We start from the raw sequence: 14792 nt of genomic DNA on the forward strand, positions 1-14792 counted from the left end.
AATACAGGTTTATTGAATAACTATGTTTATCCACTTATAGGTGATAAAAAAATCCAATCATTTTCAACATTAAATGTCGATCAATATATTAATAAATTGACTAAAACTAAAAATGTGAATTATGGTGTAAGAAAAAATGCACCTCAATATGTATCGCCTAACACAATAAAATCAGTAGTAAAATTATTAAGATGTGCATGGCGACAAGCTCTTAGATGGGAAGTTGTAAAGAAAAATGTGTTCATTGATTGTAATTTACCTTATTGTGAATCTAAGGAAAGAGAAATATGGACAGCAACGGAAATACAGCATGCTTTAGAAATATGTGAAGATCAAATATTATATTTGTGCATAAACTTGTCCTTCTCTTGTTCACTGAGAATAGGTGAACTATTAGCACTTACTTGGGATAATGTGTTTATAGAAGATGAAGATTTTGAAAAAGATAATACCAGATTAATTATAGATAAACAATTTGTTAGAATTGATAAAGAAATGATAGGTGTTTTAACAAAGGATGAAATATATAAACAATTTGATACACAATTAAAAAGAGAATGTAAAACAGTATTGGTTTTGAAATCACTTAAGATGAATGGTAAAGTAAGAACTGTATGGATACCACGAACAGTTGCTTACATGTTAAAAGAGTGGAAGAAAAAACAAAATGATATAAAAAAGAAACTTGGTAGTATCTATGATGATAACAATCTTGTTATTTGTTTTGAAGATGGAAAACCAATAGAAAAAACAAATATTGATAAAAGATTTAAAAAGTTTATAAAAGTAAATAACTTACGAGAAGTAGTATTTCATTCTTTACGACATTCAAGTGCAACTTATAAACTTAAATTAAGTAAAGGTGATATCAAAGCAACACAAGGTGATACTGGTCATAAATCAGCCGATATGATAACTAAAAGATATGCACATATTATTGATGAAGATAGAAAAGTTAACGCTACAAAGTTTGAAGATGAATTTTATGCTTCTAATGAAACAGAGGAAAAAGATGATGCATCAGAATTGTTGGATATACTAAAAAATAATGATGCATTAAGAGAACAATTGAAGAAAATGTTATCTTTATAAATGGACTACAGGTCCATTTTTTTCATTGAAATTTAGCTTATATTACTATAAATTTATTAAAAATAGTGGTTTTCCTAACAATGGCGGGCAGAAATGAGTTCGAATCTAATCGAGGATGAATTAGAAAATATAGTAAAATCAAGGCTTTTGAAGAAATGTTTTAAACGAGAAAATTTGATGTTTTCTAACAGTTTTCTAACAAAGACATAAAAACAGCAAAAAATAGATAAAATTAGAAAAATTATAAGAGACCAAGAAATCTTCAAAAGTGTTGGTGTATATAGATTTTAAGGGATTGGAGAAAAAAATTAAACAAAAAAAATTGGTGGTTGTTAGTCTCCGGAACGTAAGATCATGAGTTCGAATCTCATTAGTACCACCATTTTTAAAACAATAGATTATTCAATAAGCAATTATTACTTATTGAATATTTTTTTATGATACAATAATATAAATGGAAAGAGGAATTGCGTATGGAATATAAAATAGGTGAAGTATCTAAAATATTGAATATTTCAAAAGAAATGATTCGTTATTATGAAAAACAAGGTATTTTAAAACCATCAAGGAAAGAAGATAATAATTATCGTACATATTCAGTCATGGATGTTTTTTTATTAATGGAAATTATTCGCTATCAATCAATTCATTTTGGAATCAAAGATATCTCTGAATTATTAAATGAACATTATTTAGAAAACTATGCACAACATTTGTATCAATATTATCAAGAAATAGATCAAGATATTATTAAAAAAATTTTATTGAAAGAACGTGTTAAAGAATTAGCAGAAAGAATCGAAACATGTAAATTTAATTTAGGAAAGTATTGGGTCAAAAATGTTCCTGCATATCAACTTGTGTTTCTAACTAATGGAAAAGGTGATGACTATGATAAATTACAAATATCTATTGAAAATAGGAATTTACTTTTTTCCAAGGAAAGAATGGTTTATGTGGAATCTATGGTCTTATTTGAAAAAGAGAAAGAAACTTGGTGGTATGGAATGGAAGAGAGATACATAGAATCACTTCAGCTTTCTTTTAAAGATGAAAAGTATTTAAAGAAGCAATTATGTCTATGTACAATGATTGATATGGGTGAAATAGGTTGTTTTAATAGAAATCAATTAGAAAATATATTAAATGAAATCAAAGATGAATATCAAATAGTAGGAACTCCTAGAGGAATTATTGTAGGTAGGGGTTATGAAGGCGAAAATTTTCAAAGGATTATGGAAATACAAATACCAATTGCTTTAAAACATTGAAATCATTTCAATGTTTTTTTGTGTTTTTTAAGCTATTTTACTTATTTGTGTATTATTTCACAAGTACTTGACCTTGTAATGCTTTCAAGGCGTATACTATAAGTGGTTACAAGGAGGAAAAAGGAATGATAACAAAATTATTTACACCTATGAAAGTAGGAAATTGTACGATCCCAAATAGATTGGTCGTACCAGCAATGGTTACAAATTATTGTGATGAAGATGGCTTTTTAACAGATAGATATATGGCATATATTGAAGAAAAAGCAAAAGGTGGATGGGGAATGATTATTACTGAAGATTATAGTGTTACACCTCATGGAAAGGGATATCAATATATTCCAGGATTTTATAAAGATGAACATGTTGCTTTAAATAAAGAATTAACACGTCGTGTACATGAACATGGTTCTAAGATCTTCTGTCAAATGTATCATCCAGGAAGACAAAGTTCACATGCGGTTAATGGTAATGTTCAACCATTAGCACCTTCAGGAACAAAAGATCCTATTTGTATGGATTTAGCAAGAGAAATGACTGTTGAAGAAATTCATACACTTGTTGAAGATTTTGGTCAAGCAGCAAGAAGATGTAAAGAATCTGGTTTTGATGGAATTGAATTACATTGTGCTCATGGTTATTTATTAGCTGAATTTTTATCATCTTATGTCAATAAAAGAGTAGATCAATATGGTGGATGTTTTGATAATAGAGTAAGAATTGTTGATGAAATTATTGCTGCTATGAGAAAAGAAGTTGGAGATTTTCCAATTCAAGTACGTATTTCAGCTAATGAATATGTTCAAGGAGGACGTACAGAAGCTGAAACATATCAACTTGCAAGACATTTAGAAGAAGTTGGTTTTGATGCAATTCATGTTTCAAATGGAGTTTATGCTGCAGCACCAATTGATCAAATTATTGCACCAATGTTTACTAAACATGCATTAAATATGGAAGCTGCTGCTAATGTTAAAAAGGTCGTTAAAATTCCTGTTATTTTAGCTAATCGTATTAATGAACCGGGAATGGCTGATATTTTACTAGAAATGGATAAATGTGATTTTGTAGGAATGGCTAGAGGTTCTTTAGCAGATCCTTATTTACCAGTAAAAGCTAAAGAAGGAAAATTTGATCAAATTAATTATTGTATTGGATGCCTTCAAGGATGTGAAGGTCCATTATTAACAGGAGGATGTGTCACTTGTTTAGTTAATCCAAGAGTAGGGCGTGAATATGAAACAGATTTAACAAAAACGACTCAACCTAAAAAAGTAATGGTCATTGGTGGAGGACCAGCAGGTTTAGTAGCTGCTCGAACAGCAGCCATTAAAGGTCATGATGTTTCTTTATATGAAGCAAGTAGTCATTTAGGTGGTCAATTTAGATCAGCTGCATATCCAATTGGAAAAGGTGAATTATCTACTACAACTTCTTCTTATCGTGCTAATTTAGAAGCTCTTAATGTTCCTGTACATTTAAATAGTGAAGTAAGTGAAGAAATGATTCAAGAAATTAAACCAGATGCTATTATTCTTGCAACAGGGGCTAAACCAATGGTTCCACCAATTAAAGGTATTGATGGTAAAAATGTATTTACTGCAGAAGATATGCTACTTGGTAAATATGATATTTCTAACGGTCCTATTGTTGTTTGTGGTGGAGGAGAAGTTGGTGGTGAAACAGCTCACTATCTAGCTGAAAAAAATCATGATGTGACATTGTTAGAAATGCAACCTGATATTTTAAATGATATGATGATCATGACAAAAGTATGTCTATTAGAAATGATCCAAAAAGCAGGTATTAAAGTAAAAACACAATTTAAAGTTAAAGAAATTACAGAAACTGCTGTTATTGGAGAAGATGCAAGTGGAAATACAGTTTCGATTCCAGCTGTACAAGTCATCTCTGCTTTTGGTTATAAATCATATAATCCATTAGAAGAAATTGCTAAAAAATATTGTAAGGAAGTCTATGTCATTGGTGGTGCTAAACAAGCAGGTGGCGCTATTCCAGCAACTAAAGAAGGTTTAGAAGTTGGCTTAAAATTATAATAGATATTAAAGGGGCTGTTACGAAATTAAACAATTAATTTCATACAGCCTTTTCTTTTGTAGAATAAAAATATATTAAAAATAGGAATTTTAAATATCTATATAATAAAATTATACTACTATAAGAAGCAATTGTTTCTAATTACAATAATTCCTCAAATGTTATCGTTGAGAAATTAATTAGTAGGAAATAAATATCATTGGTAAGATATCAATATCCTATTTTTTAGTTAGAATTTATAACAAAAAAGGATGTTATGATTTTAAATTATTTCGTAACATCCCCTTTTTTTGGATTATTTAGCTAATGATTATCGAGAAATAATGTTATATAATAGTATACGGATAATATTCACATTATTTTAAATATATGATTAAATAAGAATAACTGAAAGGGGATAATCATGAAACAATTTAAAATTAATATTAATGATTTATTTGAAAAAAGTGAAGTTGAAACAATGATGGATGATGTTGAAAAATCATCAATTATTTATGAAATGAATAATATCAATCAAAAAGTATTAAACGAAATCAGTACGTATGCAAATAATAGAGAACGTATCCAAAATTTAACAGATGAATTTACAGAAATCATGTATCATGAGCGTATTTCAAATAATGATGTTGAAAGAATTGATTATATTTTTGATCAACTTGTTCATCATATAGGGCTTGATGCACCTGTTTTAGCAGCATGTACGAATACGATCTTTAATACAATTAATGAATATAAAGAAGAATATATTCAAGAGTTTATAAGGCTTAATCCACAATTAAATGAAGAAATGATTTCTGTGGAATTAGACACATATAAAGATGCAGCTTATGAGTTAAATAAAATATTTGTAGAAACAGTAGGAACTATAAAAAAATGTGATATTGATGCAATAAATGAAGCTGTTGATTTATTCTTTGATCAAGATGAACCAACAGATTTGATTCAAATATTTGTTGCTAATACGATTCAAATATTAAACCAACCAGATTTATTAGTAGATGTTTTAGGATTGTCTGTACTTATTAATGAAATTATTATTAATCATCAATTAGATGATTTTAATCCCAATTTATGGAAAATGAATCAACATCGTTTCTTTAGTATAGATTATAAAGATTATTTAGATGAAGATGAAAATCAAGATGCTTACAATTAAATGTAGAGCATCTTTTTTATTGGACTATCCGTCCATTGAAAGAAGGAAAAAAGAAGATAAAATAATAATAGAAATGAAACAAATATGAGACAAATTATCATTAAACATATAATACAATTAAATCAAGAAAATTCCTTACATCAATATAAAAAAAGAGATACTAGAATACTTAAAAGTCAGCGATTAAAAGAAATAGTAGAGATCAGTCAAAGTATGCTTAAAGGAGACTATGAAGGATTAAGAAAAAATCGAATGATCTGTGCAGAGAGTTTTAAGATGGCAGCCATCTTTACGCATACAGACATTAAAGAAGAAGACTTACTAGGAGGAGATGAAATCAATATGTGTATAGCAATGAATCAATTATTTCAAAGAATGAGAAACGAGGGAGAAAGTATTGGAATTAAAAAAGTTAGACAAGAAGAAAAACAAAGTACTTTAAAAGAACTGCTTAAAGTGAAACTAGGAACTTTATCAAGTCCTTTAGAAAAACAACTTACAGAAACATCGCTAGAAAAATTGAATGAACTTACATTAAATATCTTTAATATTAATAGTGAAGAAGATGTTTTAAATTTAATGAATTAAAAGATGAGCTATAAAGAATCTAATCTTGTCAATCAAGAAATTCTTTATAGCTTTTTGTATATATTTTATTAGATAAGACAAACTAGAAATGAAAATATTTGACAGTTAAGTTAGCTTATGCTAACATAATATCGTGAGTTAGTTGTAGCTAACTAAAGGAGGAAGAAAATGAAAGTCGTATATGCATCAAGAACAGGAAATGTTGAAAGTATTATTTCTAAATTAGGAATTGAAGATGCTTTAAAAGTTGAAGATGGAAGTGAAACAGTAGAAGAAGACTATATCTTATTTACTTATACTGATGGTTTCGGAGATGTTCCTTACGAAGTAGATGAATTCTTACAAAGTCAAAGTGAACATTTAAAAGGAGTTGTTGTAAGTGGTGATACTGGATATGGAGAAGCTTATTGTAAAGCAGGAGATGTCATTGCTGAACAATATAATGTACCATGCTTATATAAAGTAGAAAATGATGGTAGTGACGAAGATATCGAAGCTATCAAAAAAGTGATTGCTTAATTATGCCATTGTCTGCTCACGAATTTGAAAGAAGATTAATCTTTTATGCTTCACCAACACTTACAAAACTTAAAGTTGCATGTATTTATAATTTAAATGATCTTGACGATTTAGAAGAATGTATCCAATATTATAATGAACTTTTAAATAAAAAAGATATTTATTTAAAAGTACTTAAAATAAAAGAACGTTCTATGATTTATGTTTATCAAAAAGAAAAGTTAAATAAATTATGCGCATGTAAACAAATCCAAAATATCTTTAAACAATATGATTACAATTGTACATCTTTAGATACTCTTATCCTAGATTTACAAAAACGCCTCAATGATTATGATTTTCCTCATGAAATCGGTTTGTTTTTAGGATATCCTATGACAGATGTTTTAGGTTTCATTGAAGGGAAAGAACATTTAAGTGTTGGTTATTGGAAAGTTTATAGTCATGTTAAAAATTGTCAGCATACATTTGATAAATATCATAAATGTACACATGAATTATGTAAAAGATTTAATCAAGGAGAAAGCGTTGAGCAAATATGCAGATATGTCTAATTGGTAAAGAATTCTTTACCAATTTTTATTTTTGTTTATAATGTTTTTAGGTGAAAGTTATGTTAGAAAAAGAAAAAGCAATTGAAAAATTAAATGAAAAGGAAATAAAAGTATATCAATATATTTTAGCGCATTCACTAGAATTTCCTTTTATGACAATTAGAGAACTAGCAGATAAAGTACAAGTTTCTACAACTGTTATTTTAAATTATGTAAAAAAAATGGGATATAAAAGTTTTAAAGAATTTAAATTAGCTTATCGCTTGCAAGAAAGAAAATCAAGAGAATCTAAAAGAATATATGATGATAAACAAGTTATAGGTGCTTTAATTCAATTAGACAATGAATACTATCAAGAAAAATTACATCTTGCCAAGGTGATGATAGGCAATCATAATAATTTGATTTTTACAGGTGTTGGAAATTCAGGATTGATAGGAGCATATGGAGCACGTATTTTTTCAAGTGCTGGAAAATATGCCAATGTTATCAATGATCCTTTTATGCGTATTAATGCTTCAATGGAAGATACGGTTATTATCGCTTTGTCTATATCCGGGAAAACACCTGAATTACTTCGTATTGTAGAGTCGTGTAAAACATTTGGCGCCTGTATTATTTCTATTACAGCCAATATGAAATCACCGCTTGCTTTAATGAGTGATATATCTATTCCTTACTTTTTAAAAATAGATAATATTGATCAAATAGATCTGACAAGTCAAATTCTTGCAGTTGCTATTATTGAAAGATTAGCACGTAACGATTAAAAAACAAACGTTTTTTTAAAATAACAAAAAACAGAAATGTAACATAGAATATAGCGCTTACAATTTTATTGAATGAAAAATATAAGCGTGATATTCTTTTTTTGTATCAAGAAGATATCTTGATCATTTGGCCAAATATAAATATTTAATGGAGGAAATTATATGGAAAAAATGCAAGCGTTCATGGAACGATTCTTTGTTCCTTTTGCTGCAAAAATTAATAGTCAAAGACATGTTGCTGCAGTAAGAGATGCTTTTACTTTATCATTCCCGCTTACAATGGCAGGGTCGATGGTATTATTAATAAACTATGTATTTTTAGATCCAACAGGATTTGTTGCAAGTTTATTACATTTAGGAGATTTAATTCCTAATTTAGCTGATTATCAAGCAGTATTGAGTTCTGTTATTAATGGGACAACAAATATTTTAGCAATTTTAATTGCTTTTCTAGTAGCTTATCAATTAGCACAAGAAATGCAAGGAGATCAAGTTTTATGTGGAATTACAGCTTTAGCTGCTTATTTCATTTTATATCCAGCAGCAAGAAATTTTGCTGATAAATCTGGAAGTGGTTTAATGACTACATATTTTGGAGCACAAGGTTTATTTGTTGCTTTATTTGTTGGCTTATTTGTCGCTGAATTATTAACACGTTTAGGGAATAACAAAAAACTTGTTATTAAAATGCCTGAACAAGTACCACCAGCAGTATCTCAATCATTTAATTTATTATTACCAATTATGATTGTTCTAGCGGTTACAGGTGTTCTTAACTTTATTTTCAATAATATTACAAGTGATGGTATTCAAGTATTGATTTATAACATGATTCAAGCACCACTTACAAGCTTAGGAAGCTCAATGGGAACAATTATTGTTTTTGTTGTTGTACAACAATTCTTATGGGTTTTAGGAATCCATGGTCCAAACACTTTAAATGCATTACGTTCAGTGATCTTTACAGAACAACAAAATATGAACTTAGCTTATGTAGCTGCACATGGAACTGCATGGGGTGCCCCTTATCCAATTAACTGGGGATCTATTAATGATGCTTTTGGTAATACAGGAGGTTCCGGAGCAACTTTAGGTTTAATTATTGCAACATTTATTGTTGGTAAAAAGAATAAGGCACAATATCAAATTTGTAAAATGTCACTTGCACCAGGTTTATTTAATATCAATGAACCAATTATCTTTGGTTTACCATTAGTTATGAATCCAATGTATATTGTTCCATTTATTTTATCACCGGTCGTATGTAACATTATTGGATGGTTCTGTGTATGTGTCATTAAAATCATTCCACCAGTTGCTTATAGTGTTGCATGGACAACACCAGGTTTCTTGATTCCTTTCTTAGGTTCAGGAGCAAATAATATCATGGCTTTAGTTATTGGTTTTGTCTGTGTTGGTGTAAGTACTTTAATTTATTTACCATTTGTTATCGCAAGTACAAAAGCAGCCCTAAAAGCAGAAGGAGCAGAAAATGCGTAAGGATTTTTTATGGGGTGGAGCTGTTGCTGCTCACCAAGTAGAAGGTGGCTATAATGAAAAAGGAAAAGGTCTCAATGTTTCAGATATGATGACAGTTGGGGGTGTTGGTAAAAAAAGACAAATTACAGATACGATTTTACCTAATGAATTTTATCCTAATCATGAAGCTATTGATTTTTATCATCATTATAAAGAAGATATTGCTTTGTTTAAAGAAATGGGATTCAAATGTTTTAGAACATCTATTTCTTGGGCAAGAATCTTTCCTCAAGGGGATGAATTAGAACCTAATGAAGATGGTTTAAAATTCTATGATGAGATGTTTGATGAATTATTAAAAAATGGTATTCAACCCGTTATTACTTTAAGCCATTTTGAAATGCCTTATGGTTTAGTAAAAAAATATGGTGGTTGGAGAAATAGAAAACTGATCGATTGTTTTGTAAGATTTGCGAAAGTATGTTTTGAAAGATATCAACATCAAGTCAAATATTGGATGACTTTCAATGAAATCAATAATCAAGCAAACTATAAAGCAGATGTGGCAGTTTTTACAAACTCAGGTATTTTATTTGAAGAAGGAGAAGATCGTGAAGCAATTGTTTATCAAGCAGCACTTTATGAATTAATTGCTAGTGCAAAAGCTGTAAAAATAGCACATGAAATCAATCCTGATTTAATGATTGGATGTATGATGGCCATGACACCAATCTATCCTTATTCATGTAATCCAGACGATATGTTAAAAGCTGTAGGAGCGAATCATAAACGTTTCTGGTATTTAGACGTTCATGCTAGAGGAATTATTCCTGGTTATATGAAATCATTCTTTAAAAGAAAAGGATATGATTTAGATTTAACTCAAGAAGATTTAGAAGCCTTAAAACATGGTTGTGTTGATTATATAGGTTTTAGTTATTACATGTCTTTTGCAACAAAAGGTGATGGTAATATTAATCTTGATTATGATGAAGAAAATGATTTATGCGATAATCCTTATATTCAAAAAACACAATGGGGATGGCCAATTGATGCTAAAGGTCTTAGATATACATTAAATTGGTTATATGACCGTTATCAACTTCCAATGTTTATTGTTGAAAATGGTTTTGGTGCAATCGATCAAAAAGAAGTTGATGGTTCAGTTCATGATCAATATCGTATTGATTATCTAAAAGAACATATTCAAGAAATGAAAAAAGCTGTAGATATAGACGGTGTTGATTTATTAGGATATACTGTTTGGGGTTGTATTGACTGTGTAAGTTTTTCAACTGGAGAAATGAAAAAACGTTACGGATTTATTTATGTTGATAAAAATAATGATGGTTCAGGATCATTAAAAAGAAGTAAAAAAGATTCTTTTGAATGGTATAAAAAAGTTATTGAAACCAACGGTGAAGTGTTATAAAAGGAGAATTATATGAACAATTACTTTCTACAACTAAAAAAAGATATTCCTAATGATATAGGATGGATTAGAAGAATTTTATCTTATGCTTTTGATTGGTATATTGGAGGAATGATTGCCTCTTTACCAGTGATTGTTATTTATATGATGTTACATCAAGATGCAACGTATATACCTCAAAATTTATCCATCTTTCATGCACCTTACAATATCATTGCTGGAAGTCTATCATTTATTGTTGCTAGTGGATATTATGTTTTAGTTCCAATGTTTGTTTTTAAAGGACAAACATTAGGGAAAAAAATCTTTCATTTAAAAATTATTGCAAATAATTATGATGAAGTAACAAATAAACAATTATTTATTCGACAATTTATAATGATTTTATTAGTTGAAGGAAGTGTATTTACTTCAAGTAATATATTACATCAATTATTACAAGTTGTAACAGGTTTAAATATTCCAAAGTATTATGCTTATTTTGGAATATTTATGACACTTATTTCAGTGATTTTAATGATTGTTTTAAAATCAAGAAGACCGTTACATGATCTATTTGCTGATACACGAGAAGTATATCTTGAAAGCAATGATTATACATATTATCAAAAGAAAAGAAAGAAAGTAAAAAGAAAATCAGGTAAGTAGCCTGATTTTCTTTTAGAGGAAAGTTATGGAATATTTAGTATTAGATGTAGGTGGAAGTGCAATCAAATATGCTTTAATGAATGATGAATTAGAGTTTCTTGAAAAAGGGCAAGTACCAACACCTAAAACATCATTAGAAGATTTCAAAAAAGAAGTTCAAAATCTTTATCAAAAATATCAAGAACGTGTAGATGGAATTGCTATGTCACTTCCTGGTTTAATTAATAAAAAAACGAATAAAATGCAAATACCAGGAGCATTACTTTATAATCAAGATGTTGACATTTTAAAAGAGTTGAAATCAGTTACAACAGATCGTTTAACAATTGAAAATGATGCTAAATGTGCAGCTTTATGCGAGGTTGTTTATGGCAGTTTAAAAGACAGCCAAGTAGGTGCTGTTTGTATTATTGGTACTGGTATCGGTGGAGGTGTAACTATTGGAGATAAAGTCTTTACCGGTGTTCATGGCTTTGCTGGAGAATTTAGTTATTTATCAATAGATTGGAAAAAGAATTTAGGCTTTGAAAATAAATGGGGAACTGATTTTGGAGCGTTTACATTGGTTGAAATGATAGCTAAAGCTAAAGGATTAGTAGAAGAAATTGATGGTGTACAAGCTTTTGAATATTGTAATCAAGGAGATAAAGATGCTTTAAAAGCTTTAGAAGAATTTTGTAATATAACAGCGACAGGGTTATATAATTTACAAGCAGTTATTGATCCTGATAAAATTGCTATTGGTGGAGGTATTAGTAAACAACCAATTTTATTAGAATATCTTCAAAAATCACTGGATAAGATTTATCAGTCAATTGATGTTCCAATTCCTCAAGTAAACATTGTTCGTTGTAAATATGATAATGATTCAAATTTAATAGGTGCACTTGCAAACTATAAAAAGATATATAACTGCTAATCATACTTGATTAGTAGTTTTTTTTTAGTAAAATGTATTTGGTGATGTAAATGGAAGTAAATGAAGTAATAACAAATTTAAATCCTTTAGAATATGATATTTATTTTTATTTAATACAAAATAAAAACATGGTTATTTCAATGAAATTAAAAGATCTAGCAAATCAATTACATGTATCAACAGCTATGATTACAAGAGTTTGCCAAAAATTAGGCTTTGAAGGATTTGGAGAATATAAAGCTTATTTAAAATTAGAAGAACATGAACAAGTAAATACCAATACATTTCAATTAGAACATATTTTTAATTTTTTTTATAGTGTTGATAATGAGATGTTTTATCAAGAAATTCAAGAGGCAGTAGCTTTAATTAAAGAAGCAAGAGATGTTATTTTTTATGGAATTGGTTTATCAGGCATTCTTGCACAATATGGCCATGGTTTGTTTAATCGAAAAGGAATACGATCGTTATATATAGAAGATTTTAGTATGCGACTTGATTTTTATGAAAAAGCGATCGCAATTATTTTATCGGTTTCAGGAAATACAACAGAGGTATTAGGAAGAATACAGAATTTAAAAAGTTATGGAACGAAGGTCATTTTAATTTCTGAAAATAGTCATAATAAAGCGGCTCAAATGGCTGATTTATGTATCAATTACCATTTACCTAATGTAAAAGATAAATATTATGCTAATTCTGTAACCCAAGTTCCTGTTTTGTATATTTTAGAGTGTCTAGCAAATAGTTTATAGTTGGCAAAATTTTCTTTACCAATTTTTATTATACTAATGAAAACGGTACTAAAAAATGGTATGATAGATGTGTATTTTAAGGAGGAAATAGAATGGGATTTAGAGAAGATTTTTTATGGGGTGGAGCAGTTGCTGCTCATCAATGTGAAGGTGCTTGGCAAGAAGGTGGAAAAGGAATCAGCTGTAGCGATGTCGAAACTGCAGGAGATAACGTTACAGGTGCGCCAAGACGTTTAACTGATGGTATTATTGAAGGTGAAGATTATCCAAACCATGTAGGTGTTGACTTCTATCACCGTTATAAAGAAGATGTTGCTTTGTTTGCAGAAATGGGATTTAAAGCATTTAGAACTTCTATTGCATGGACTCGTATTTTCCCTAGAGGAGATGAAAAAGAACCAAATGAAGAAGGTTTAAAATTCTATGATGATTTATTTGATGAGTGTCATAAATATGGTATTGAACCTGTTATTACATTATCACACTTTGAATTACCTTGGGCATTAGCTAAAGAATATGGTGGATTTAGAAATCGTCAAGCAATTGATATGTTCGTTAAATTTGCGAAAGTATGTTTTGAAAGATATCAACATAAAGTAAAATATTGGATGACTTTCAATGAAATCAATAACCAAGCTGATGCGACACAACATAACTTAATTCAAGAAGGTGCTGTTTTACTTCAAGAAGGTGACGATGCAGAATATTTAATGTATTTATCAGCACATCATGAATTAGTGGCTTCAGCATTAGCTGTAAAAGCAGCACATGAAATCAATCCTGATTTACAAGTAGGATGTATGATTGGGATGAATGGTGTTTATCCAGCTTCACCAAAACCAGAAGATGTAATGAATGCTCTAGGTGCAATGCATCAAAAATATTGGTATGTAGAAGTACATGCTAGAGGTCATTATCCTCGTCATATCTTAAAGAAATTTGAAAGAAAAGGATATGATTTCATTACTGAAGAAGATAAGAAAATCTTAGCTGAAGGTAAAGTAGATTATATTGGATTCTCATATTACATGTCATTTGCGACAAAATATCAAGGACGTAATGAAAAAACATTTGATTATGTACCTGAAGATTTCGTAAGAAATACATACTTAAAAGCATCAGATTGGGGATGGCAAATTGACCCACTTGGATTACGTTGGTGTCTAAACTGGTTTAATGACCGTTTTGAACTTCCAATGATGATCGTTGAAAATGGTTTTGGTGCTTACGATAAAAAAGAAGCAGATGGTACAGTTGATGATCAATACCGTATCGATTACTTAAAAGAACATATCCAAGCAATGAAAGATGCTGTTGAATATGATGGTGTTGATTTACTTGGATATACAATGTGGTCTCCAATTGATATCGTTTCAGCTTCAACTGGTGAATATGATAAACGTTATGGATTTATCTATGTTAACTATAATAATAATCATGAAGGTGATTTTTCTAGAAGTAAAAAGAAATCATTTGATTGGTATAAACATGTTATCGAAACAAACGGAGAAGAATTATAAGAATGGGGATGTCCTCATTCTTTTTTTATGA

The 14792-nt window shown here is 29.2% G+C and carries 14 protein-coding genes; all 14 read left to right on the forward strand.

The window, feature by feature from the left end:
* The coding region (locus C7U54_RS13265; protein WP_107030613.1) for a site-specific integrase at positions 1-1092 on the forward strand (1092 nt) is incomplete at its 5' end.
* 473 nt (positions 1093-1565) lie between these two features.
* Complete coding sequence (locus C7U54_RS13270) at positions 1566-2363, forward strand: MerR family transcriptional regulator (protein ID WP_032091437.1); 798 nt, start codon at positions 1566-1568, stop codon at positions 2361-2363.
* A 125-nt stretch (positions 2364-2488) separates the two neighbouring features.
* Positions 2489-4420 (forward strand): oxidoreductase, encoded by a 1932-nt coding sequence (locus C7U54_RS13275; protein WP_032091436.1) that lies wholly within the window; start codon positions 2489-2491, stop codon positions 4418-4420.
* Positions 4421-4824: 404 nt separating this feature from the next.
* Positions 4825-5577, forward strand: a complete 753-nt coding sequence (locus C7U54_RS13280; protein WP_022002271.1) for a hypothetical protein — start codon at positions 4825-4827, stop codon at positions 5575-5577.
* Between the two features lie 84 nt (positions 5578-5661).
* Complete coding sequence (locus C7U54_RS13285; protein WP_022002270.1) at positions 5662-6165, forward strand: DUF4351 domain-containing protein; 504 nt, start codon at positions 5662-5664, stop codon at positions 6163-6165.
* A 168-nt stretch (positions 6166-6333) separates the two neighbouring features.
* The gene (gene nrdI / locus C7U54_RS13290; protein WP_022002269.1) at positions 6334-6684 is read left to right on the forward strand and encodes a class Ib ribonucleoside-diphosphate reductase assembly flavoprotein NrdI; all 351 of its coding nucleotides are present in this window, start codon (positions 6334-6336) and stop codon (positions 6682-6684) included.
* 2 nt (positions 6685-6686) lie between these two features.
* Entirely contained in the window at positions 6687-7238 is a 552-nt protein-coding gene (locus C7U54_RS13295) for a DUF3793 family protein (RefSeq protein ID WP_022002268.1), read from the forward strand.
* Between the two features lie 59 nt (positions 7239-7297).
* Complete coding sequence (locus tag C7U54_RS13300) at positions 7298-8008, forward strand: MurR/RpiR family transcriptional regulator (protein ID WP_022002267.1); 711 nt, start codon at positions 7298-7300, stop codon at positions 8006-8008.
* A gap of 162 nt (positions 8009-8170) precedes the next feature.
* Positions 8171-9508, forward strand: a complete 1338-nt coding sequence (locus tag C7U54_RS13305) for a PTS sugar transporter subunit IIC (protein WP_022002266.1) — start codon at positions 8171-8173, stop codon at positions 9506-9508.
* On the forward strand, positions 9501-10919 hold the full coding sequence (locus C7U54_RS13310; RefSeq protein WP_022002265.1) for a 6-phospho-beta-glucosidase: 1419 nt from the start codon (positions 9501-9503) through the stop codon (positions 10917-10919). The genes C7U54_RS13305 and C7U54_RS13310 overlap by 8 nt, the downstream gene beginning before the upstream one ends.
* Positions 10920-10931: 12 nt before the next feature.
* Positions 10932-11567 carry an RDD family protein gene (locus C7U54_RS13315; protein WP_022002264.1) on the forward strand — a complete coding sequence of 212 codons (636 nt, stop codon included), beginning with the start codon at positions 10932-10934 and terminating at the stop codon, positions 11565-11567.
* A 25-nt stretch (positions 11568-11592) separates the two neighbouring features.
* The gene (locus C7U54_RS13320) at positions 11593-12486 is read left to right on the forward strand and encodes an ROK family protein (protein WP_107030614.1); all 894 of its coding nucleotides are present in this window, start codon (positions 11593-11595) and stop codon (positions 12484-12486) included.
* A gap of 50 nt (positions 12487-12536) precedes the next feature.
* The gene (locus C7U54_RS13325; RefSeq protein WP_022002263.1) at positions 12537-13241 is read left to right on the forward strand and encodes a MurR/RpiR family transcriptional regulator; all 705 of its coding nucleotides are present in this window, start codon (positions 12537-12539) and stop codon (positions 13239-13241) included.
* A gap of 92 nt (positions 13242-13333) precedes the next feature.
* Positions 13334-14761, forward strand: a complete 1428-nt coding sequence (locus C7U54_RS13330) for a 6-phospho-beta-glucosidase (protein ID WP_107030615.1) — start codon at positions 13334-13336, stop codon at positions 14759-14761.
* Positions 14762-14792 lie beyond the last annotated feature (31 nt).

This window comes from Faecalibacillus intestinalis (assembly GCF_003024685.1).
In the GTDB taxonomy this organism is placed as follows: Bacteria; Bacillota_I; Bacilli_A; order Erysipelotrichales; family Coprobacillaceae; genus Faecalibacillus; species Faecalibacillus intestinalis.